Origin of the sequence: Nostoc sp. UHCC 0870, from assembly GCF_022063185.1 — a bacterium.
GTDB lineage: Bacteria > Cyanobacteriota > Cyanobacteriia > Cyanobacteriales > Nostocaceae > Trichormus.
In genome coordinates, this window is the sequence record NZ_CP091913.1 from 2480720 (window position 1) to 2503739 (window position 23020).

Below are 23020 nucleotides of genomic sequence, written 5' to 3' on the forward strand. Positions count from 1 at the left end.
GTGAATTTTACCATAAGGAAACCCAACACCAATATCTATCTGTCGTCCACAAGAGGACTCCCACCAAAACGTTCGCGGTAGCGTTGCGTAGCACAGTTTGGTGGTGAGATGAATTGTGGACAGGGTTTTGTGGTAAAATAAGCCAATATTTTAGCCTTGCCCGCTTCTACTGGCCTGGCAAGGCTAAAATATTGCTTTAGATTGTTGAGAAAATACTATAGAGTTTCTATAGGTAAAGGATTCCACACTTCACCATACTTTTCTTTCAAACTTTGCCAAGCTTCCACTTGTCCTGGTTCGTATTCTCCTGGTTTACCCCATTGTAAAAATGCACTCAAAGCAGGTTCTTGCTTTTCATCTAAAAAACGAATGGTGTAAGTTGTAAAATTACCTCTTTTTGCTGTACCAGTTTCAAACTTTACTTGGGTAATCTTATCCATATTCAAATGAAATTCAAAGCCTTCGGTGTGAAGGTTAGCATATTTACCTTTGGGTAATTCTGCATAAAATAGCTTTTCTATTTTGCCTCGTGCTTCTAACACAGCCGCACTGCTAGTAACAATTAACCGCAGTGTTCCTAGATTTTCACAAGCTTCTAAAAATTCTCTCAAAGTAGTCATAAATGAATATTTATCCTTGATTTATTTGCAGTTTTACTAATGAACAATGACCAATATACCTCTTGCAAAAGTCCGAAAATTAGATTTGTCATTCTGAATGAAATGTAGAATCTTTGAGATGTTTCGCTTCATTCAACATGACAGGTTAAGCATTTATGCAAGAGGTCTAATGAATATTAACTATTTATCGTGTTGTTCGTAAGCCAAAACAATACGCTGTACTAAGGGATGACGCACGACATCTTTTTGAGTAAATTCAGAAAAGCCAATACCTTCAACGTGCTTTAAAATTTGCAAAGCCACTGTTAAACCAGATTGTTGATTCATCGGTAAATCAGTTTGTGTGGTGTCGCCTGTAATTACCATCCGCGAACGGAAACCCAAACGGGTTAAAACCATTTTCATTTGGGCGGGGGTGGTATTTTGGGCTTCATCTACAATCACAAAAGCATGGTTTAAAGTACGTCCCCGCATATAAGCTAGTGGAGCAACTTCAATGATTCCCCGTTCTATCAAATTAGCTACTTTTTCTTGATCGATGAATTCATGGATAGCATCATAAAGAGGACGGAGATAGGGGTTAATTTTCTGCTGCAAGTCTCCAGGTAAAAATCCCAGGCGTTCACCAGCTTCTACCGCCGGACGAGTTAAGATGAGTTTTTCTACTTGGTTAGAGAGGAGTGCTTGCACGGCAATAACGACAGCCAAGTATGTCTTACCAGTTCCAGCAGGCCCAGTGCAGAAGGTGAGGTCATGCTTTCGGATATGTTCGATGTACTGGCGTTGTTTAAAGGTTTTGGCGCGAACTTCGTCACCCCGACGAGTTTTTGCTAGGATATGTCGCTGTAATTCTTGCAATTCTCCTTGGCGGTGGGTATCTATGGCTTGGCGGGCTGTTAAAATATCGGCACTGGAAATATTATTACCCTGAACCCAGATATTTTCTAGCGATCGCACTAATTGAGCAGCTAGGTCTTTTTGTGTGTCTGTACCAGAAATATGTAGTTCTTGTCCACGCAATACAAAGTTAGCTCCTGTGTGTCGGGATAAGATTTTCAGATTTTCTTCTCTATCACCGGCTATAGCGATCGCACTGGGAATATTCGGCAGCTGAATTATTAAGGCATCTGCCATAGTTATTTTTTAATTGTGTGGGGGGCAATTTTTAACAACAGTTGATTACTTTTGGTGAGTTTTTATCTCATTCGTAAAGATTATTTTTATACTATTCTAGCTTGAAAACTCTATCTAATTAGTCTTAAGTTCTAGCAAGGTTGCAATTAATTTTTATCACCGCCCACGTATTGCCTGCTGGAAAGGTGCAAAAATTAACAAAGTGCAGGGGTTTAAGCAAAGAGCCTCATTAAAATCCTGACTTTTCACGTTATGTGGAAAAGCTAACGTGAAACCTAACCCCCTAATCCCCTTCCCTAGTAGGGAAGGGGGAAAATGTAGAGACGTTCTAACTATTTCTGTAAGTTAGCCGCGTGCAAACCACACTCCTTAGCAGTGGACTCTTCCCACCACCAACGGCCTTCGCGTTCGTGCTGGTTGGGTAACACTGGTCTGGTGCAGGGTTCGCAACCAATACTCACAAAACCGCGTTCGTGTAACTTGTTATAAGGCACATCTAAAGCCCGAATATATTCCCACACTTCAGCAGAAGACCAATTTGCTAAGGGGTTAAACTTAATCAATTGATGGTCTTCAGTGGAAAAGGCACTATCAACTTCAATTACAGGAATATGGTTGCGAGTGCTAGGACTTTGGTCTTTGCGCTGTCCTGTCACCCAAGCATCCAGAGTGTTAAGTTTGCGGTGCAGTGGTCTGACTTTGCGGACTCCACAGCATTCTTTGTGGCCATCTTGATAGAAACTATACAATCCCTTCTCTTCTACCAAAGCTTGAACTTCCGCAGCATCAGGGAACATTACTTCTAATTTGATCCCATAATGTTCTCTGACTTTATCTAAGAATTGATATGTTTCTGGGTGTAACCTGCCGGTATCAAGTGTAAACACGCGGAAGTTTTTGGTAATCTTGGACGCAATATCAATTAGCACAACATCCTCAGCACCACTGAAAGAAATTGCTAGGTTGTTAAAGGTTTCTAGGGCAAATTTGAGAATTTCCCTGGGTGATTTTTGACTATATTCTGCTTCTAAAGCAGCAATATTTAAATCCGTTTGGGCGGCTAGCATATCTAAATGTTCTCCTCTGTCGCACCCTGAATTTTACCAAGTTTAAGATGCTGTTATAACAATCCGGGCAAAATGACTTGATAGTGCTAACAAAATTTAGCGATGCTTAAAGAGCTTCCGGTGGTGCGATATCATTGCCAACACTGATACTACCATCAGCACTAGATTTGATTCCTGGTTTATTAGTAATCTCAGTTTGATGCTGTGGTGACGGGGAAACCGATGGAACTGGTGAATTTACTAAACTGTTAGTGGTTGATGGTTGAGATAGATGAGATAATCCTCCTACTGCTCCAGCAATAAGGGCTGTATAACCTAGATATAAATGTAGTGGACGGATTTCTAATCTCAAATCTAGAGCATCTTTCTGAGGCTGATACCAAGAGGGCAAAATTGATTTTACTATGCCAGGTGTGGGTAGAGAAGATGCCAAAATTGTGCCATTAATTCCTAAAGCATTGCCCATGACGCGGATAAAACCCCGCAAATATACATCTTCTGGCAAAAACTCAAAGTTGGCGTTTTCGACTGCTTCCATTTGTTGAATTGGAATGTGAGTATAGACTTGTAGTTGCTCTAAACTCAAATATTGAGAGTCACGGGCTTGCTTTAATTGCAACCCTATTTGTTGCATGACTTCTAGGCGGTGTTGTGCTGCGATTTGTTTGGCTAACTCAGCCTTGGAAGGCTTTTGGTTTGGGTGAAACCATTGGCTGAGTTTGGTTACTGGGTTGTTGTGGGTGCTTTTTGTACTTTCTTTATCTGTATCAATGCTTACATCTGTATTAATGCTGGTTGTCTCTGAAGTTAATGCTGTTGGTGTCTGGTAATTAGATAAAGCACTTGACTTTTCTGCTTCAATATTGTCTGCAATCTCAGTATTCTCTTCTTCTGGATTTTGTTGTGCAAATTGCTGGAATGCCAAACCAATCGCTTCTCTACCTATAGCTTTACAAAACACTTTGGCTTGATCACCAGTATCACCTAATAAGGTTTGTAACCTAGCTACAATTCGGCGATAAATTTTACTACTATGAAGTTCAGCCTCAATCTGACCTAAGAGCGATCGCAATTCATCTTGAGAAAGGGTAACTGCTGACTTTCCTGGCATATTTAATAAATACACAGATGCGGTAGACATAATTAAAGTAGATTTGACTAAACAAACCAGACCATTCTGTATAATTTATCGTGTTTGCCATAAATAAATCAGGACGGTTTGGTATGAATTTTACTGATTTTTTAAGTCATACCACTTTAATTAATGATGGCAATCTATCCTTTGCTAGATGCACAATGTCCCATACCCAATGCTCCTTAAATAATCACTATTGACTATTAACCATTGACCTCTGCACAAAAGCCTCTACCCATTGTAAATATTGCACCCCTGATAATTTTGCTAGGTCGTTATGATCTGCTCCTTCAACTAAAATTAGTTTTTTAGGTTCAGGTGCAACATCATACAATTTTTGGCTCATAAAGGCAGGTATTGTAGAATCAGCCGTACCATGAATGAATAAAATTGGCATTTTTAATTGAGGTATTTTATCAATAGATTCAAATCGCTGTGTCAAAAGTAAATTAACTGGAAATAACCGAAACATATTGCGATAATCTATAACATCCCGCACAGATGTAAAAGTGCCTTCGACAATTAATCCTGCTGCTTTTGGTTGTTTTAATGCTAAATCAATGGCTACAGCTCCCCCTAAAGAATGACCGTAGAGAAAAATCTGCTCAGGGGGAATTTGTTTTTGCTGTACTAAGTAATTCCAAGCAGTTTCAGCATCTTGATAAACGTTCATTTCGTTGGGAAACGAACCTTCGCTGCGTCCGTACCCTCGGTAATCAATCAGCAACACAGAAAATCCTAGTTGGTAAAATCTGTGAGCATGACTCAGATTTGCACTAATGTTCTTACCATTACCGTGTAAATACAATAACACCTTAGCATTGGGTTGTTTAGCTGGCATCCACCAAGCGTGTAGACGTTCCACCTGACCAGACTTTGCTTTTACAGGTAGCCAAACATCCTCATAGGGGATACTAAAATACTCCGGTGTAAATTCAATGGCAGTAGTGGGAAAAAATATCAAGCGAGTTTGTTGCCGTGAAACTAATATACACAGTGTCAGATACGCGATCGCTATAACTGTTGTGACTAAAGGTAGCAACTTGAAACATACTTGTAACACAAGGGGCAATTTTTTGATGATCATGGGCATAATCTGATGATTTAACAAATATTGATAAAGACAATAATTTTTTAATAACCAAAAAAGGTTAATATTTTGCCATTAGAATTTCTCATTAGAATTAAAATCTGACAAAAAATTTGATCATTCCATTAAATAGTAATAATATTTACTTTGCCTAAGTAGTCTCACTGGGGAATAGTAAACATTAGCTAAAACTAGGAGCAGACCGTGACGCTATTAAATGAGACACAAAAAGAACGATTGCTAGAAATAAGTAGATATTTACGACAAACCAGAGAAGAAAAATCTATCCGTATAGAAGAAGTAGCAGCTCAAACAAATATTCGATTATCGTTATTAAAAGCTTTAGATGCAGGAGACTTTGAAGAATTACCAGAACCGGTTTATGTTCAGGGATTCATCCGCCGTTATGCAGATATTGTTGGATTAGATGGTACGGCTGTCGCCAATTCTTTTACAGTTAATGCTTTACCTCCAAACCCTTATACAGATTCTAAGCAGAAAAAGGCAAATTCAGACAAAAAGCCTAAGATTCGCATACCTCTTGTTGTACCCTATATTTTGTTATTAGGTATTGCTGGCACTGGGCTAATTTATGTCCTCAATCCTAAACTCATAACCAAATCTTTAACCAACAAAAAAGCCTCTGTATCCAGTCAAGTCGAACAAACCACCCCCTCACAGGTAGTTTCTTCATCCACAGAAGAAGGTCTAGCTAATCAACAAAATTCTATTCCCCAAGAAACATCGCCAGTAGCTACTCCATCATCTGTAACGGCAGAATCATCAACTTTACCTAACAGCACAGATAATTCCAATTTGACAGTTACCTTAGAACTGCAAGGCGATTCATGGTTACAAGTCACAGCAGACGGTAAAACAGAGTTTGTAGGTAATTTAACCAAGGGAGAACGGAGAACTTGGGCAGCACAAAAAGAGTTGACTGTGCGTTCTGGTAACGCTGGTGCTGTGTTGGTGGGTGTCGATAATCAACCTGCACAACCTTTAGGGGGACAAGGAGAAGTTAAACAAGTAACTTATAAATCGGAGAATATTGGTCAATAGTCTATAGCGTGAGGTACAAGAACCCCACCCCCAACCCCCTCCCCGCAAGCAAGGAGGGGGCTAATAATTTACTCTTCCCCTTTTCTTCTTGTCTCCCCATTTCCCACTCAGCACCGGCTAAACGCCGCGCTACCGCTAACAGCACTCAGCACTCAGCACTCAGCACTCAGCACTCAGCACTCAGCACTCAGCACTCTAAATTGTTGGCTGACGTAGATGCCAAGTAGTTGATTGCTCATAGGCGTAGGCTACTTGTAGTAATTGGTCTTCTTTCAAAACTTTTCCGATTAGCTGTAAGCCGATGGGTAGTCCTTGGTCATCAAAACCACAGGGAATACTGATTCCTGGTAAACCAGCGAGGTTTACGGGAATAGTCATCAGGTCATTCAAATACATACTTAAGGGGTCAGTAGTTTTTTCCCCGGCTTTAAATGCTGTGGTAGGCGCAGTAGGAGTCACCAACACATCAACGGTTTCAAAGGCTCTTTCAAAGTCTTGTTTAATGAGGGTACGGACTTTTTGCGCTTTCAGATAATAAGCATCATAATAGCCAGCTGAAAGGGCATATGTCCCAATCATGATCCGACGCTTGACTTCTGTACCAAATCCAGTAGCACGGGTAGTCTTGTACATAGACAGCAGATTATCCGCATCTGGCGCACGCCAGCCATATTTCACGCCATCGTATCGGGCTAGGTTGGCTGATGCTTCTGAGGGGGCGATGATGTAATAACTAGGTAAGCCATAACGGAAGTTAGGACAGGAAATTACATGAATTTCTGCGCCTAAACGCTGTAGTTGCTCAATGGCTTTGGTAACGGCTTGTTCGACGACAGGATCTAAACCTTCGCCAAAGGTTTCTTTGATGATGCCAATTCGTAGTTTACCTCTAGCTTTGAGGTCTGGTTTTAAACTAGCTGCGTAATCAGGAATTTCAACTTTCAGGCTGGTGGAATCTTTCGGGTCATAACCTGCGATCGCATTTAATAATATCGCGGTATCTTCTACTGAGCGTCCAAAGGGGCCAATTTGATCCAAAGATGACGCGTAAGCTACTAAACCATAACGGGAAATTAACCCATAGGTTGGTTTTAGTCCTACCACACCACAAAAAGATGCAGGTTGGCGAATTGAACCTCCTGTATCAGAACCCAACGCAACAACGCATTCATCGGCGGCTACGGCTGCGGCTGAACCTCCAGAAGAACCACCAGGAACTCTAGACAAATCCCAAGGGTTTGCTGTGACTTGATAGGCAGAATTTTCGGTGGAACTACCCATCGCAAATTCATCTAAGTTGGTTTTACCAACAATTACCGCCCCAGCATCAATCAGCTTTTGTGACACTGTTGATTCATAAGGCGGGACAAAATTTTCTAAAATCCGTGAGGCGCAAGTAGTGGGAATGCCTTTAGTACACATATTGTCTTTTACACCCAGGGGAATTCCCGCCAGCAGCCCAATTTCTTCGCCGGCAGCAATTTTGGCATCCACAGCACTAGCTTGCTCTAACGCTTTTTCTGCCGTTATGTGTAAAAAACTGTGCAATTTTGGCTCTAACGCTTGAATACGGTCTAAAGCTTCTTGGGCTATTTCAACGGCAGAACGTTCTTTTTTAACTAGTTGTTCGTGCAGCTCGCGGATGGATGCCATGATTGCTCTCTTTGTGACTCGAATCATTGATTTTAGTACATATTGATGGGGACTGGGTACTGGGGATTGGGGATTGGGGAAATATCTTATATTAGTATTCTTCCTTGTCTGTCTGCCTAGCCTAAAATTCTTTGTATCACATAAACTTATAGATTCTCACATCAGGGTTAAAGTATATGATTAAAATTATTACTCGTAAGTATGTAGGTAAAGAAAATGTCTACGATATAGGAGTTGAGCGTGACCACAATTTTGTCATTAAAAATGGCTTAATCGCTTCTAATTGTTTCAATAAATCGCACTCAACAGCCTATGCCTATGTTACTTACCAAACAGCATATCTGAAAGCTAATTACCCACTGGAATATATGGCTGCACTGCTGACGGCTAACAGTGGTGATACCGACAAGGTGCAGAAATATATTTCCACCTGTATGAGTATGAATATTCAAATAGAACCACCAGATATTAATCGCTCTGGGGTGGATTTTACGCCAGTGGGGGGGAAGATTTTGTTTGGGTTTTCGGCTGTGCGGAACGTTGGACAAAATGCGATCGCGGCGACGCTAGAAGCACGGAATGAGGGAGGCGCGTTTAAATCTCTCGCTGATTTTTGCGATCGCGTCGATCTTCGCACTGTCAACCGTCGGACTTTAGAATCGCTAATTTACTGTGGAGCTTTTGACAAAATAGAATCGAATCGTCAGCAATTAATTCAAGATTTAGAACTAGTTTACGATTGGGCGCAATCCCGTGCTAGAGATAAAGCATCCGGTCAAGGAAATCTATTTGATTTATTAGGTGGCTTGTCTTCTAGCAATGATAACAAAACTAATAATGCCTTTGAAACTGCTCCTAAAGCTAAACCTGTAAATGACTATCCACCCCAGGAAAAATTGCGGCTAGAAAAGGAATTATTAGGTTTTTATGTCTCCGACCATCCACTAAAAGCCTTAAGGCAAGTTGCATCGCTTTTGACCCCAATTAATCTATCTCAACTTGGTGAACAAAGAGAAGACACAAAACTCTGTGTGGTTGTCATGCTTAACGGGGTGAAAAAAGTGATGACCAAAAAAGGCGATGCTATGGCGATTTTGCAAATAGAAGATTTAACATCTCAAACTGAAGCTGTAGTATTTCCCAAAACTTATGAACGAATCAGTTTTCTGTTACAAGTTGATGTCAGATTAATTATTTGGGGTAAACTAGACCGCCGCGACGAACAAATTCAATTAATAGTTGAAGATGCAGAACCTGTAGAAACAGTACAAATGGTAATGGTGGAACTAAATCCCCAACAAGCAGCCAATATTGAAGAACTGCATCGCTTGAAAACAATTTTACAAGAACAGTCAGGTGATAAAGAAAAGTCAAAAATGCCCGTGATAGGAATTATACAAACTGAACATTCTCGTAAATTAGTCCGCTTAGGGTGGCAATTTTGCGTACAAGATGCCCGTATCACCGTTCAAGCTTTACAAAATGCCAGATTCCCCGCACACCTTAGACCGTTGACTGGCGGTTAATTCAGAAGAAGCAGGGGAGTAGAGGAGGAAATACAATGCCCAATACCCAATTGCCAGTATATTGACGTAGCAATTATGAAAATTAATACTTTTTTTAGTTAGTTATGCGGATGATGATTTCCTGTAGTAAGTGGTATCTTTTTATGCCATGACAACTTCGGCAAGAGGTAGGGGAAGGAGCTAAAACTTAATGATTGCTAATGATTTAAGTAAGTTTGTATGTTACTGCAAAAAAATTCAACCCCAAACCCAGGAAGAAATTAAACAATTTTTTGAAGGGGTGATTGTATTTCCCTACGATAAGGAACTACTTTTGCAAGCTTATCTATTTTTGAATATTCGGACTTTGTTTCCTTCATGCTATGAGTTATTGTTGTTTGAAAAATCTCCGATTTCAGACTATACAGACCTAGGAAAATGTGATTTTGTCTATTTAACATTTCAAGGTAATTTGTTTTTAGTTGAGACAAAATTTATTGATACAGAAGCAACAGGAGCTACAGAAAGAAAACGTAGAAATAAGCATAGGAATAAAGTATTTGAACAAGTAATTACTTTAAAAGGTAGGTTTAGTCAATATTGGGATATTCATCCTGAACAGTTGGAATGTGGTGTTTTTACTACAGATTCTGATATTGATTGGCGAGGTGATTGTGTCAATGTTGTGACTAAATCTATATCTATAGATAATCTCGAAAAATGGCGGAGAAATTACAAGAAAATTAAGTAGTAGGGATGTAGGGGTGTAGGGGTGTAGGGGTTTAGGGGTGTAGGGGTTTAGGGGTTTAGGGAAGTAAATTCAATGCTCAATGTTAATTGACTATTAACTATTAACTATTAACAATTGGTTTAGGCGATCGCAAAACTGCATCTAGTAAACCAGGAAACAGCACTTCTAAATCTTCTCGCCGCAATCTGTTGATGTGTTGTGTTCCTTCCTTGCGACTCAATACTACCCCTGACTCCCGCAGAATCTTAAAGTGATTCGACATGGTAGACTTAGCGATCGCAAAATCAAAGTCTCCACAGCACTGCTCACCCTTGGTTGCTAGCAAGCGCACCATCTCTAGCCGTACAGGATCGCCTAGCGCATACAACACTCCGGGTAACGTAATATCTTTTCGGTCTGGATGATATAAAAATTTCATAACTTGCATTATCTCTTAAATTGGCTTATATTTTTATTATTCGATAATCCCGAACAAAAGAATTAAATCAGGGAGGCAACTATGTCATCCGTCACAAATGTTACAGAAGCCACATTTAAACAAGAGGTACTCGATAGTGAAGTTCCAGTGTTAGTGGATTTTTGGGCCCCTTGGTGTGGTCCTTGTCGGATGGTAGCCCCAGTTGTCGATGAAATTGCTAGCGAATACGTAGGGCAAGTAAAAGTGGTAAAGTTAAACACAGATCAAAATCCCACCGTTGCCAGCCATTACGGAATTCGCAGTATTCCTACTCTGATGGTATTTAAGGGAGGGCGACAAGTCGATACAGTTGTAGGGGCTGTTGCTAAAACTAGTTTGACTAAGACTTTAACTCAGCATATTCAGCAAGGGTGACAGGTGATAGGTGACAGGTGTTTTTTACTCAGCACCAGCTGAACGCCGCGCTACCGCTAACACCACTCAAAACTCACCGCTCAAAACTCACCACTCAGCACTCAAAACTCAGCACTCACCACTCAGCACTCTCTCAAAGCGTAATCCTAATTAAATCAAATCAGAGGAGAATCTCATGAGTATAATCACTAAAACTCAACCTCTAGAAGTACCCAAGGCTATTATTCAAAGACGCTCAATCAAAGCTTTTAAAACAGACCCCATAGCACCAGAACTGCTGAAGCAACTAGTAGAGTTGACTGTAGCTGCACCTAGTAGCTTTAATATGCAAGGCTGGCGGATTATTTTAGTTCAAGACGAAACCCAAAAGGCGGCTTTATCAGCTGCATCTTGGAATCAAAAGCAAATTATTCAAGCACCAGTAACCTTTGTGTTTGCAGCCGATCCTAATGCAGGAGAAGGTGATTTAAGCTTAGTGTATGAAAAAGCTTTGCAAACTGGGGCATGGAATGAAGGTACAGTAAATTATTTTAAAAATGCTATTCCCCAATTCCAGGCGGGTTTGGGAGACAAACGCCGGGAATATGCGATTAAAGATGCTATTATTGCCGCTACTCATTTAGTTTTAGCAGCAGAAAGTTTAGGACTATCTACCTGTTTCATGAATGGTTGGATTGAAGAGCAAGTCAAAGCAGTAATTGGTGCAACGGATGAGCCTGATTTAGCGATCGCAGTTTTAGTTCCTGTAGGTTATGCTGCCGAACCCCGTCTAGATCCTGGTCGCTTGCCATTATCCTACAACGTCTTTGTAGACAAAATTGATAACCCATATCAAGGTTGACTGCCAAATAACTTGTCAGCCTAGATTCATCTATCCTGCTAAGGATAATATGCTTTTCTTTGGTACTACTTCATTAGGAAAAAATTGCTGAATATTGCGTAAATCATCTGAATATACAGCCTATTTTACTGCTGAATTAGGCTGTATTTTTCTACTTTTTGATTAAAACACTTATATCTCTGGTATGGTTCAAAACCTTATCTATCCTTGTTACGGTTGCTAATGAAATTAATTACAACCGCAATCATTATGGCTTCTACGCAAACCAGCGATCCAACTATTCGCGAAAATGTCCAAGCGTGGCAGAAATTGGATACAGATGAACAGCTTGCTTTGTTTTGGTTTATCTACACAGAAATGGGAGATACAATTACACCAGCCGCCCCGAATGCTAGCACTGTTTCTCCAGAAATTGCCGAGGGCTTATTTAATCAAGTCAAAGACTTAAATCATGAACAACAATTACAGTTACAACGTGACTTGATTAACCGTGTAGATAACCAAATTAGTCGCCAATATGGTTCATTAAGTGATACGACAAAATTACTATTTTGGTATCGTTTAGCTCAAGGCATGGAAAATACTACTATTGTGCCTATGCCACCTGACTACGAACTTGGTTCTCAAGGTAAAAAACTCTTGGATAAAATCAAAACACTATCATTTGAAAAGCAGATTACTGTTTTCCGTGATTATGTTTCCCCGATGGGTGCTGAACCAAAACCTGGTGCTGAGATTTAAATAAGTGTAGAGATGAGTTAGCGTAATTTCACATTTCAATAAATCTAAGTAGTAAATAAACACAGAGTAGAAATCAAAATTCTGCCTCTGTGTTTACTAGGTTGCTCTTTGGGTTAGATGCACCCAAAACTCTTAACGCCCTTTGCTTCGTATTTCATAATTTAAGTTAATTTCTAAAATATTACCTCTGTCTTACGACTGGTTTAAATTTATTAATTGTTGTCAGAACTTCTATCTTTTTATAGTGTTTTAAAATAGGCTATTTTTTTAACTTAAACGAAGGTATAGTTAATGGCTATACTCTTTATACAGAGTAGATTTTATCACTTGATAGAAATAAAACTACTTGAGCATACACAGTCAGAAAATACATTTAGTTTTGAAAATAAAGAACAATAACTAGAGAGGTTTTTATGACTTCTAAAAACGTTAATCCTGTAGAACAAGCTGTCTCGGATTTTAAGAAGTTAGATATAGACGATCGCCTGGTAGTATTTGGTTCATTGTTTAGCAAGGTTGCTGATACAATCTCCACCAGTGATATAGACAAATTACCAACACAAAAAGCTGCGGACTTAGTAGCAGAAATTCAGCAGCTTTCACCAGAAGAACAACTTTATGCTTTGCGTGATTTGCTACCAGCTTCAAGAAATGATCAAGATGAAATCATGCTAGATCCCCATCCTAGTAAAGCAATGGTTGAATTGGCTCAAGGTGGTAGCAAAATTCCGACTGGAGAATATGGTCAACTCAATGCTGAGGGTAAAATAGCTTTTTGGTATTTCTTGGGACAAATATTAGGCCGCACGATTATCAACCTACCGCGCGACTATACCCCCTCAGCGCAAGCTACAGCAGTTTTGAACAATCTGCGCTCATTAAATACTAATGATGTAATGTCTTTCTTGAAACAAGTTCTGCAAACCAGAGTCACAGCATAAAGAATTCAGTGTTGCTGAAGACAGGGGAACGGGGTATTTTGCCTTGTGTCCTCTTTTTTTATAGGGGTGTAGTAGAAGCAACCCATTTGAGGGCGCGATCGCACGCTTTCTGTTTTAAGGTCATAATCGAGACACCGCAAAGCCAACATAGAATTAAGCCATGCCAGTTATAACAACCTAATAAAGTCAGGTGAAACTTAGTAAAAATGCGCGTTTTGCTGATGCCGCCCCGTTAGATAATAAAATATCGCGCCCGTATCATGTCTGGGTCAGTTGCAGGGACACCAAGCAACCGCAACGCCATGTAAGCCTCAACCGACGTGCTGAGTTCTCCGCCATCATCATAAAATTTCCAACCTCCATGCTGCCGTTGTTGGGAACGCAGATATGCTTCTCCTTTGTGCAGAGGTCTGGTTGTATCTGTTCCCCAAATTTTGTGGACTAAAACCACCTCATCTGTGATAGTGACATTAGACTCTAACTCAGCCCACCAGTAACCAGCAGGATTTTGCAGTGATAGCAAATATTTTTGACTAGCTGCGATCGCATTTCTCTACACCCTCATGACTATAGATTCTGCATTACGCCATTGGCAAGGACGCGGCGGCGCGTGGAAAGGTAGAGTGTATCCGGGTTAACTCTGTTTAACTATTTAAAAAACTGTAATTAGGAGTATTAAAAGTTATTTTAGCTATCTGTAAAGTAGTCTGAATCAACTTTTTTAATTTCATATACAGCAAAGGGCGCAACACCAACATTATTTTCAATCATCAAATTAGTCAATGTTTCACCATCAATTAAGATAATTTTGGTGTCAATTCGGGAAACGTAATCTTTAGCTTCACTGGTAAAAGTTGATGTTGTAATAAATACACCTTTTTTAGCCCGAAACCCTTGCAAAGCCCCAGCAAACTTTTGAATTTCAGGACGACAAACAGAATTTTCCCACCGTTTAGCTTGGATATAAATTACATCTAGCCCCAAACGGTCTTCATTGATAATACCGTCTATTCCGCCATCACCACTGCGCCCAACTGTTTTTCCTGCGTCTTTTCGAGTACCACCATAACCCATTTTAACTAATAAATCTACCACCAGTTTTTCAAAGAAAGCTGGAGAAGAAGTTTTAATTGTTTGTAGCAAATCTGATGCTAAGTCTTGTGTCAATTTTTCAATAGCAATCTCTAAATTTTCTTCTGGTGTACGAGTTGTATCTAGATTGGCTTCATTTTCATTAGATATAGGTTTATCTGATTGTTGAGGATAATTTTTAAATTCTAGAAATTCAGGAAACTGATTGAGAAATTTAGCATTAATTTCAACAGGATTGGATGTGATAATATCTAATCCTCTATTAGTTATCTGAAAATAACCTCGCTTTGTTGACTTTATTAACCCTGCTTTCTTCAAATAAGCACGCGCCCATCCTATACGATTATCAAAAGTTGGTTGGCGACCACTAGGTAGTAGCTCTTTTCGTTGTGCTTCGGTTAATTGGAAGTGATCAGCTAGAACCTCAATTGCTTCCCGTAATGAATGTTCCTTTTGGTCGGTAGTCAATTTCAGCAACGGCAGCATTATGGCTTGGTAGTCAGGAATGGGCATACAATCTTTCCAGCAAGGATAAAATCTTACTGGAAGATAGCAATTTATACTTAAATTGGCAAATTAAAAGTACGCCCAGTGCAAAAGGGTAAACAAGTTTGTAGTAAGGACTTTAGTCCTGATTTTTCTAAGGACTAAAGTCCTTACTACGAACAGGCAATTACAAATTAGAAATTGTAACCTACTCCTAATAACAAGCCAACATCAGTTTCATCAACGAAAGCTGCATTAACAGCACCCGTTAGTGTAAAGCGATTCCCCAAAGGAACATCAACACCACCAGTTACCAGCAAGCCAATACTAGTATCGCCACTAGCTTCAATTGCTACACCAGCACCAATATAAGGCGATACAGCAAATGGTTGTACAACGCCAGGTTCTACCTCACGGGGGGTAAAATCATAAGTTAAGGGAACGAGAAATACTGTATCGTTGCCAAATACTGCTGATGGACGCACTGATAAAGTCCGGGTAAGCCCAATTTTGCTGATTACTGCAAAGTTACTTTCACTCAGAGCAGTATCACCACCCAAGCCAATATTACCAGCCACTCCTACATAACTAGAGCCGCCACGGGTAGCTCTCCCTGGTGTCACACCGTTAGTAGGTGTTTGTGGTTGTTGACTGGTAAGTTTAGGTGGAATCAGAACTTGGTTAATGGGATATATAACCCCGTTGCTAGCTTGGATATTGGGTTGAATCACTCTAGCTTCGTTGACTGTAATCTGATTGTTGGCACTGTCAACTTTAATATTTACAGGTGAATTTTCAACGGTTTTTAATTCCCCAGATGAGAGTTGATTAGCTGTTAACTGACCAGGAACTACATGATATGTCAATATCTGAATCAATAATTCTCTGTTTTCAGGTTGCTGTAACTGTTGTAAAGTACCAGCCGGCAAACCAGCAAAGGCTTCGTTCGTGGGTGCGAAAACTGTATAAGGGCCTGGTTGTTGTAAGGTATCAGCTAACCCTGCTGTCTTGATTAAAGAAGTTATTATACTAAAAGAATTACTAGCCGCAGCTATAGAAACGATGTCATTGCCAGTTTGAGTATTGCCAGTTGCTTGACCTACTATGTAGTTAGTGGCTACAACATTGCTAGCGATAGGTTGCACCTGTCCTTGCTTGACTAAGGCTTGATATAACAGTGCGGCTGCTTCTGCACGAGTCAGAGACTGTTGGGGATTGAGTTCTTTGACATCGGGATAATTCACAACCATATTGGCTTGTGTCGCCGCCGCTACAGCATTCACAGCATAATTGGGGATGGCTGAGGCATCTGTATAGTTAGTATTGACTACATCTGATGCAGAAGAGTTACTAGATTGTAAGCCTAAACCATTAGCTAAAGCTGCGATCGCCTGAACTTTGGGAATTTGTTGATTGGGTAAAAACACATCCCCTGGATAACCTGCCATAAATCCAGTTTCGTAAGCTTCTCTAATAGCAGCATTTGCCCAGTAGTTCGCCGGCACATCTGTAAATCCATCTGCACCTAATTGTCTAACTGCTTGTTGGTTAAAAGCTTTCTGGATCATTGTGGCAAATTCCGCCCGACTTACTGATTGATTTGGCTTAAATGTGCCATCGGGAAAGCCAGCAATAATATTTCTTTGAGCCAGGGTTTGAATAAATGGACTCGCCCAATAATCTGCACCAACATCACCAAAGCTAGTGGCTGTAGTTGTCGCAGGAACTGTATTTTGAGCTAAAGCCTCATGAGAAATGATCACAGGAGAAATTGTAGCCGCAGCTACTCCTAAAGCTAGCAAATTTGCACTTGCTAATGACCAGCGAAAAAAATTACTCACGAACATATCCTCCAGGAAAATTATCTTTTTCTCTCAATCGGTATATTGGATTTTGGCAAATATCCAATGCGTAACTAAATCAAAAAAATATAGGTCAAATGATTAGGATGTTATTGAAATCATGTTTTTACATCAACAGACATCGCTCAAAAAATAGATTTTGGTGGTAAATAAATATTTGAGAAATTGAATTTATTAATCCTGACATGGGAGAACAACATTGTTTTAGATAACAGAACATTCTTTCTGATATCTCTAATTCTTCATCGATAACCTGGAATGCACAACTAGCTAAAGGCTAAAGTTTTATGAATTATTTTCATCCTTTAGATAGTTGTTCACATTTGTAAAACCTCAATTACTAATTAGCGATTCAGGTTTTTTTATGAGGCAATAGCTCATGGCTAGACTATATTTATTTTTTCTGCGTAGATTAAATATAGTTTTAAAGAATAGGTTAAATATTTTTAATTAAAAATCACGATTAAATATCTTTTTTCAGTAATTAGTATTGCAAATTAACCGCAATTTTTATTTATTTTAAGGTATCAGATAGCACAGTACCCTCTGTCTTGTGTGTGAAGATTAATTAAAGTTAAAAAAATAAACAAAATACTTGCATGATTAGCCATCTATAAATTTGATTGTTATATTGTATTAATTAATCACTATAATGGTGAAAATGGGTAAAACTGTGCGTAATGATTTACAGGGCTTAGAGATTAGTCAAAAGGAACTGCAAAGTTTGACTAATTTGCCTGTTAAGGATGAACTAGTCATCATCATTAACCCTTTAAAAGAGATAGGTAAGACAATTGTCCATAAACTTAAAGGTTCTGAAGGGGCTACGGTACTTTTCTTGAGCTTTTCTATATTTGTGTTTGGCTATCTGATTCTAGATATTCTGATTAAGATATTTGCTAACTGGATCACAATCCCGTCTTGGATGTTATTAATAATACTATGTTTTTGGGGTGGCGGAATTACCCAATGTGGTTTGTACTACTGGTGGCGAAAAAGACTGAAGATACTCAAGGAGAATATGAGCCATTCTCTACAAATCCTCTTGAATGATGTTGATAGATATAATGCTGTGATTAAAGCCATAGACATTAATGACCAAATAGAAGATGCTGGTAATCCAGAGGTGAATATTAAAGAAAGAGCAAAAGTGATTGCTGCATTAAGACTAACAAGAGATGATTTAGTCAGAGCTTTAAAGACAGAAAGAGTTTTGCGAGAAAATAAAAACTTTATTCTTGGTAATACAGAATTATTTGCTAATAATTTAGCAACTTTAACCGCCATGCAAGTTACAGAACAAGCTACTGAGCATGGCCGGTTACTTAATGAAGCATTGCAGATTGCTTTAGATGTACAACATGAAATGAAAAGCTTACAGAGTCAATCTCAGGACTGGGGATAGGGGATAGGGGACAGGTGACAGGGGATAGGGGATAGGTGACGGGTGAGATTTTATTACTATGCCTTATGCCCAATACCCGCACTACCGTCTAACATAAAGAAGTGTGAATAAAGCGATCGCCTGCATGGATTGGAAAGAGATTAGAGGTAACTGGGTACTGATACCCCCAAACCCCGTTGGTATCATTCATTTCTTGGGCGGTGCATTTGTGGCTACTGCACCTCACTTGACTTACCGATGGTTACTAGAACAACTAGCAGCTAAAGAATATGTAATTATTGCTACACCTTTTGTCAATACTTTAGATCATATTGCGATCGCTCAATCTGTATTACTGAATTTTGATCGCACGATAGAACGATTACACGACTCTGGTAAGCTACGCAAACTCTATCTCCCCACCTATGGACTTGGACATAGTATGGGTTGCAAACTCCACTTGCTCATCGGTAGTGTATTTCCCGTAGAACGCGCAGGCAATATTTTAATATCTTTCAATAACTACGCTGCCAAAGATGCTATTCCCCTAGTGGAACAGTTTAATTCGGCTTTCACGATTGAATTTACTCCCTCACCATTAGAAACTAACAAAATCGTTCAGGAAGGTTATAACATCCGCCGTAACTTACTGATCAAATTCAATAACGATAACCTCGATCAATCAGCTATTTTAACCAAAATCCTACAAGCACGCTTTCCTGAGATGGTGACAGCGCAAATCTTACCAGGAACGCACACCACACCTTTAGGCCAAGACATCAAATGGCAAACAGGAGCATCTTTCACTCCCTTAGATGCCTTGGGACAGTGGTTTAGACAAGAAGTATATCGTGACCTAAACCAGCTAAAACGTTCCCTACTCTTGTGGTTGAATCCTCTTTCACCTCCGTAGGGGACAGGGGACAGGGGACAGGTGATAGGGGACAGGTGATAGGTGAGAAAATCCAATACCCAATGCTCAATGTCCAATAACTATTGACTTAGTAAAAAAAAGGCAAATTCTCTCTAAGAGATGGATAATTAGAGATAGTGGAGCATTATAGCGTTTCCTAATCACATGAGGTACATCATAGCCCCCTCTCCTTGCGTGCGGGGAGGGGGTTGGGGGTGGGGTTCTTGTACCTCACGCTATATATTTTTAGTGATAATACTCAACTATTAATTTTGCAATATTTTTATTCTTATTGGTAATAGCTAACTATTAATTAACCTTGTCTAAAATCCCCGATGTTTAAAATACTTGTCATTGATGATGATCAATCCATCCAAATATTGCTCAAAAGAATTTTACAAAAACAAGGTTATGAGGTAGTTGCTGTTAATAATGGCCAAGAAGGAATTGCTCAAGCACTGGCTTACCGTCCAGCATTAATTATTTGTGATTGGATTATGCCAGGCTTAAATGGGTTAGAAGTGTGCAATCAGATTAAGACTGACCCTAACCTATCTACTACCTTTTTCATCTTATTAACATCATTAGATTCTGTCTCCGATCGCGTCAAAGGTTTGGATGCTGGTGCTGATGACTTTATTACCAAACCGATTGAACAAAATGAACTACAAGCCAGGGTAAGAGCGGGATTGAGACTACATCAGTTGAGTCGAGATTTGCGAACCCAAAAGTTACTGTTAGAAGAACAGCTAACGGAAGCCGCCGAATATGTGCGATCGCTTCTACCTGAACCGATGACTGAACCCTTTACCATCAATTCTCGATTCATCCCGTCTCGAGAACTAGGGGGTGATTGTTTTGATTATTACTGGTTAGATAACGATGCGATCGCTATTTATCTATTAGACACGGCTGGACATGGACTCAAAGCCACTCTCCCTTCCATTTCCGTGCTAAATATTTTGCGTTCCCGCGCTCTCAAAAGTCTCAATTACTACCAACCTAGTGATGTACTCCAAGGTTTGAATGAAACCTTTCAGATGAATTATCAAAATGACAAATATTTTACTATTTGGTATGGAGTTTATAACCGAGTCACACGACAGTTAACTTATGCCAGTGCTGGACATCCACCCGCAATTTTGATATCTGGAACATCTCCAACTAGCAATGAAGTTCAACTTTTGCGAACTCCTGGTATGCCAGTTGGGATGTTTCCAGAAGCGCAATATATTGATGCGTCCTGTAATGTAAAACAATTCAGTAGTCTTTATATTTTTAGTGATGGTGCTTACGAAATCACTAAACCAGATGGCACACTCTGGAATCTAGATGCTTTTGTTCAGATTCTTACTAACGTCCATCGCACTGCTGATTATCAACTCGATCACGTCTTGAACTACCTCACTGCTTTGAACTCCAAACAGGCATTTGAAGATGATTTATCAATTCTGCAAATCAAATTTGACTAGCTTCTCGATAGGATAGCTTGATGAAATTCTTCTTGACTCTGAAAAATTTCAAATACTTTATCCATACCCGTAAGTTCAAATAATATTCTTACTTGCTCATTAATCGAGCAAAGAAAGAGCTTTGTTCCTGCTGCTCTCAGGGTCTTAAAAGCTAATACTAAAGACCCTAAAGCTGAACTATCCATAAAAGTTACTTCTTCACAATCAACTAAAACCATTTTTGTTCCACTATCTACAAGATGAGTTATTTTTTCTCTCAACTCTAAGGAGTTGGTAGTATTGATAATTCCAGAGAGTTTAATAACTTTTACTTCCTGATTCATTGTATTTTTAACCAAATTGCTGTCAGCGAATGTCTAAATTTGCAAATATTATATAGCAATTAGCTACATTTATTGGAAATAAATTAGTACAACCAAATTAGTAAATTAATTCATAAGCAAGCTCTCATAATAGAAACTGATTAACAACCCAATTCATGATAAATAAAATGTATTTTAAGGAACATTTTTAGATACCAATCTCAAACTATCGCTGGAAGTGCAGATATTTTAGTTACTAATTGGTAATCAAGAAAGTTAAATTTATTATGTGTTTCCATACTTTGCATCTGTAGCCCCCTTTTGGCTAATTAGGATAAGTAAGAGATATGAACATAACTTAGTCTCAGCATCAAATTTTGTATATCTTGTGCCAAAATGATAATATCTCGATAAAACTTTGGAAAAGTCAGCCAAAAATTTATATTTTTTTTAATCCCTAGACATTATCAAAACTCAAAATTGATCTGAAGTCAAAAGACTACAGATAGATCCTCCTTATGGTGTACATTTAGACTCTCTCTAGTGATTTCCATTGGTTCAGTGAGGTACTTGTTCTTGTTGTATCCTTGTTTACAGCTAAATTCCTGGTAATCAGCATAGCAACTGCTGGTACTGGAAGTTAAATACACTACTATCTTTTAGTATTCCCAATATCTTAAATTTCTCATCGGTAACTGATGATGCCCAATTCCTCATATTCATCCAATAGGACTGACTTTGGCTCGATAAAGTAACTTGTCACCTTGGAGATAGCCAGTGTAGCGGATTTTGACTATTTCCCCTGGTTGTGCAGTTCCTTCTAATAATTGGTGCAGTTGGGGATTATAGGGTAATTCTGCCCCTACGGGTGCGATCGCTTCTATTCCCCAGGCTTGTAATAATTTTTCTAAAGGTTTTTGTACTAAGGGCAAGATTTTCACTGCGGCTAGTTGGGGGTTCTCTTGGGCTTTTTGGGCGGCTGTCGGCCATTGTAATAATAAAGATTCCAGCAGTTGTAAACTCGACTGCTGGAACTCTTGCAGCAATATTTCTCGCTGCTGTTCTAGTTGTAATTGCGATCGCTCGTATTCTTTTTTTAAGTCAGCAATTTCTTGGGGACTGGGGACTGGGGATAAGGGGCAATAGGGACTGAGACTCGGTACTAAAAAACTGGCTACTAATTCGCTCAAGGGTATTTTCAGCACTTGGCATAACTTCAACAGTACATCCAATGGCATCTGTTCTAGTGTGCCTCGTCGTAACCGCAATATTTGCCGTTCGGAAACACCAGCAGCACGACTTAAGGCTTTAAAACTAGAAATACCTGCCTGTTGCATTAAGCTTTTTAACTGAGGAGTGCGATCGCAATTAGACATAGGGGTTAGGAATCAGGGACTAGTACCGCTACGCGGAAGTCAAAAGTCAAAAGTCTTTAGTCCTTAGAAAAATCAGGACTAAAGTCCTTACTACGAACCGTCAAAACTAACTTGATAGAAAAATTTTACCTTGTCCCCAGTCCCCATTACCCCTTATCCCCAGAGGGGTCCCCGAGTTCCCCAGTCCCCAGTCCCTATTCTTCCAGCAAACTTCTCAACATCCAAGCAGTTTTTTCATGGACTTGCATCCGTTGAGTCAATAAATCGGCGGTGGGTTCGTCGTTCACTTCGTCAACCACGGGAAAAATTGATCGCGCAGTTCTCACTACAGCTTCTTGTCCTTCCACCAATAAAAGAATCATATCAGTGGCTTTAGGTACACCAGCAGTTTCAGGAATGGAACTGAGTTTGGCATATTCGCTGTAAGTTCCGGGTGCGGGATAACCCAACGCTCTGATTCTCTCAGCAATTAAATCGACTGCTAAAGCCAACTCTGTATACTGAGTCTCAAACATCAGGTGCAATGTTTGAAACATTGGCCCCTTCACATTCCAATGGAAGTTATGGGTTTTTAGATAAAGTGTGTAGGTGTCAGCTAACATCCGAGACAAGCCTTCGGCAATCTTGGCTCTGTTGGCATCATCAATGCCGATATTTATATTTTTAATTGTTGCTTCAGATGACATGAATTTTCTCCTAATTGAGTAATGATGTATTGGGGAATTAGGGATTGGGCAGAAAACAGTCAAAACTCAAACATT

Annotated in this window: 23 protein-coding genes and 1 pseudogene; 11 read left to right on the plus strand and 13 right to left on the minus strand. The window is 39.5% G+C overall.

What is annotated here, in order from left to right; genetic code table 11:
* Positions 1-215 precede the first annotated feature (215 nt).
* From L6494_RS10775 to L6494_RS10795, 5 genes are all read right to left on the minus strand, one after another.
* Positions 216-620 (minus strand): ChuX/HutX family heme-like substrate-binding protein, encoded by a 405-nt coding sequence (locus L6494_RS10775; RefSeq protein WP_237994640.1) that lies wholly within the window; start codon positions 618-620, stop codon positions 216-218.
* A 180-nt stretch (positions 621-800) separates the two neighbouring features.
* Positions 801-1754, minus strand: a complete 954-nt coding sequence (locus L6494_RS10780; protein ID WP_237994642.1) for a PhoH family protein — start codon at positions 1752-1754, stop codon at positions 801-803.
* Positions 1755-2086: 332 nt separating this feature from the next.
* Positions 2087-2821 carry a phosphoadenylyl-sulfate reductase gene (locus L6494_RS10785; protein ID WP_237994644.1) on the minus strand — a complete coding sequence of 245 codons (735 nt, stop codon included), beginning with the start codon at positions 2819-2821 and terminating at the stop codon, positions 2087-2089.
* A gap of 106 nt (positions 2822-2927) precedes the next feature.
* The gene (locus tag L6494_RS10790) at positions 2928-3962 is read right to left on the minus strand and encodes a helix-turn-helix domain-containing protein (protein ID WP_237994646.1); all 1035 of its coding nucleotides are present in this window, start codon (positions 3960-3962) and stop codon (positions 2928-2930) included.
* Between the two features lie 187 nt (positions 3963-4149).
* Positions 4150-5043, minus strand: a complete 894-nt coding sequence (locus L6494_RS10795) for an alpha/beta hydrolase (protein ID WP_237994648.1) — start codon at positions 5041-5043, stop codon at positions 4150-4152.
* Between the two features lie 207 nt (positions 5044-5250).
* On the opposite strand from L6494_RS10795, the gene L6494_RS10800 reads away from it, so the two are divergent.
* The gene (locus tag L6494_RS10800) at positions 5251-6108 is read left to right on the plus strand and encodes a helix-turn-helix domain-containing protein (RefSeq protein ID WP_237994650.1); all 858 of its coding nucleotides are present in this window, start codon (positions 5251-5253) and stop codon (positions 6106-6108) included.
* 8 nt (positions 6109-6116) lie between these two features.
* Entirely contained in the window at positions 6117-6335 is a 219-nt protein-coding gene (locus L6494_RS10805) for a hypothetical protein (RefSeq protein ID WP_237994652.1), read from the plus strand.
* Here the strand turns inward: L6494_RS10805 and gatA are convergent.
* On the minus strand, positions 6304-7761 hold the full coding sequence (gene gatA, locus L6494_RS10810; protein WP_237994654.1) for an Asp-tRNA(Asn)/Glu-tRNA(Gln) amidotransferase subunit GatA: 1458 nt from the start codon (positions 7759-7761) through the stop codon (positions 6304-6306). The two genes, L6494_RS10805 and gatA, sit on opposite strands and share 32 nt — an antisense overlap.
* 176 nt (positions 7762-7937) lie before the next feature.
* Between gatA and L6494_RS10815 the strand changes: the two genes are divergently transcribed.
* Together L6494_RS10815 and L6494_RS10820 are read left to right on the plus strand one after the other, a co-directional pair.
* Entirely contained in the window at positions 7938-9287 is a 1350-nt protein-coding gene (locus L6494_RS10815) for a helix-hairpin-helix domain-containing protein (protein ID WP_237994656.1), read from the plus strand.
* A 190-nt stretch (positions 9288-9477) separates the two neighbouring features.
* Positions 9478-10017 (plus strand): hypothetical protein, encoded by a 540-nt coding sequence (locus tag L6494_RS10820; protein ID WP_237994659.1) that lies wholly within the window; start codon positions 9478-9480, stop codon positions 10015-10017.
* A 100-nt stretch (positions 10018-10117) separates the two neighbouring features.
* On the opposite strand, the gene L6494_RS10825 is transcribed toward L6494_RS10820, so the two are convergent.
* On the minus strand, positions 10118-10435 hold the full coding sequence (locus L6494_RS10825) for an ArsR/SmtB family transcription factor (RefSeq protein WP_237994661.1): 318 nt from the start codon (positions 10433-10435) through the stop codon (positions 10118-10120).
* Positions 10436-10516: 81 nt separating this feature from the next.
* On the opposite strand from L6494_RS10825, the gene trxA reads away from it, so the two are divergent.
* The 4 genes from trxA (at position 10517) to L6494_RS10845 (ending at position 13372) form a co-directional block, all read left to right on the plus strand.
* Positions 10517-10849 (plus strand): thioredoxin, encoded by a 333-nt coding sequence (trxA, locus tag L6494_RS10830; RefSeq protein ID WP_237994663.1) that lies wholly within the window; start codon positions 10517-10519, stop codon positions 10847-10849.
* A 175-nt stretch (positions 10850-11024) separates the two neighbouring features.
* The gene (locus tag L6494_RS10835; RefSeq protein ID WP_237994666.1) at positions 11025-11690 is read left to right on the plus strand and encodes a nitroreductase family protein; all 666 of its coding nucleotides are present in this window, start codon (positions 11025-11027) and stop codon (positions 11688-11690) included.
* 249 nt (positions 11691-11939) lie between these two features.
* Positions 11940-12431, plus strand: coding sequence for an orange carotenoid protein N-terminal domain-containing protein (locus tag L6494_RS10840; RefSeq protein WP_237994668.1), 492 nt, complete (start codon positions 11940-11942; stop codon positions 12429-12431).
* Positions 12432-12844: 413 nt separating this feature from the next.
* A complete protein-coding gene (locus L6494_RS10845; protein ID WP_237994670.1) occupies positions 12845-13372 on the plus strand; it encodes an orange carotenoid protein N-terminal domain-containing protein in 528 nt (175 codons plus the stop codon).
* A gap of 154 nt (positions 13373-13526) precedes the next feature.
* On the opposite strand, the pseudogene L6494_RS10850 reads toward L6494_RS10845, so the two are convergent.
* The 3 genes and pseudogenes from L6494_RS10850 to L6494_RS10860 form a co-directional block, all read right to left on the minus strand.
* Positions 13527-13916: pseudogene (locus L6494_RS10850) on the minus strand (squalene--hopene cyclase); the annotation flags it as partial.
* 143 nt (positions 13917-14059) lie between these two features.
* Positions 14060-14977 (minus strand): restriction endonuclease, encoded by a 918-nt coding sequence (locus L6494_RS10855; protein WP_237994672.1) that lies wholly within the window; start codon positions 14975-14977, stop codon positions 14060-14062.
* A gap of 167 nt (positions 14978-15144) precedes the next feature.
* Positions 15145-16797 (minus strand): fasciclin domain-containing protein, encoded by a 1653-nt coding sequence (locus L6494_RS10860; protein ID WP_237994674.1) that lies wholly within the window; start codon positions 16795-16797, stop codon positions 15145-15147.
* Positions 16798-17473: 676 nt separating this feature from the next.
* Between L6494_RS10860 and L6494_RS10865 the strand changes: the two genes are divergently transcribed.
* From L6494_RS10865 to L6494_RS10875, 3 genes are all read left to right on the plus strand, one after another.
* A complete protein-coding gene (locus L6494_RS10865; protein WP_237994676.1) occupies positions 17474-18217 on the plus strand; it encodes a hypothetical protein in 744 nt (247 codons plus the stop codon).
* Between the two features lie 124 nt (positions 18218-18341).
* On the plus strand, positions 18342-19109 hold the full coding sequence (locus L6494_RS10870; RefSeq protein WP_237994678.1) for a DUF1350 family protein: 768 nt from the start codon (positions 18342-18344) through the stop codon (positions 19107-19109).
* A gap of 335 nt (positions 19110-19444) precedes the next feature.
* Positions 19445-20581, plus strand: coding sequence for a PP2C family protein-serine/threonine phosphatase (locus L6494_RS10875; RefSeq protein ID WP_237994680.1), 1137 nt, complete (start codon positions 19445-19447; stop codon positions 20579-20581).
* On the opposite strand, the gene L6494_RS10880 is transcribed toward L6494_RS10875, so the two are convergent.
* The 3 genes from L6494_RS10880 to L6494_RS10890 all read right to left on the minus strand — a co-directional run bounded on the left by L6494_RS10880 (position 20578) and on the right by L6494_RS10890 (position 22945).
* A complete protein-coding gene (locus tag L6494_RS10880; RefSeq protein WP_237994682.1) occupies positions 20578-20904 on the minus strand; it encodes an STAS domain-containing protein in 327 nt (108 codons plus the stop codon). The two genes, L6494_RS10875 and L6494_RS10880, sit on opposite strands and share 4 nt — an antisense overlap.
* Before the next feature lie 698 nt (positions 20905-21602).
* A complete protein-coding gene (gene grpE / locus L6494_RS10885) occupies positions 21603-22259 on the minus strand; it encodes a nucleotide exchange factor GrpE (RefSeq protein WP_237994684.1) in 657 nt (218 codons plus the stop codon).
* A gap of 194 nt (positions 22260-22453) precedes the next feature.
* Positions 22454-22945: a Dps family protein gene (locus L6494_RS10890; RefSeq protein ID WP_237994686.1), complete on the minus strand. Its 492-nt coding sequence runs from the start codon at positions 22943-22945 to the stop codon at positions 22454-22456.
* Between the last annotated feature and the right edge of the window lie 75 nt (positions 22946-23020).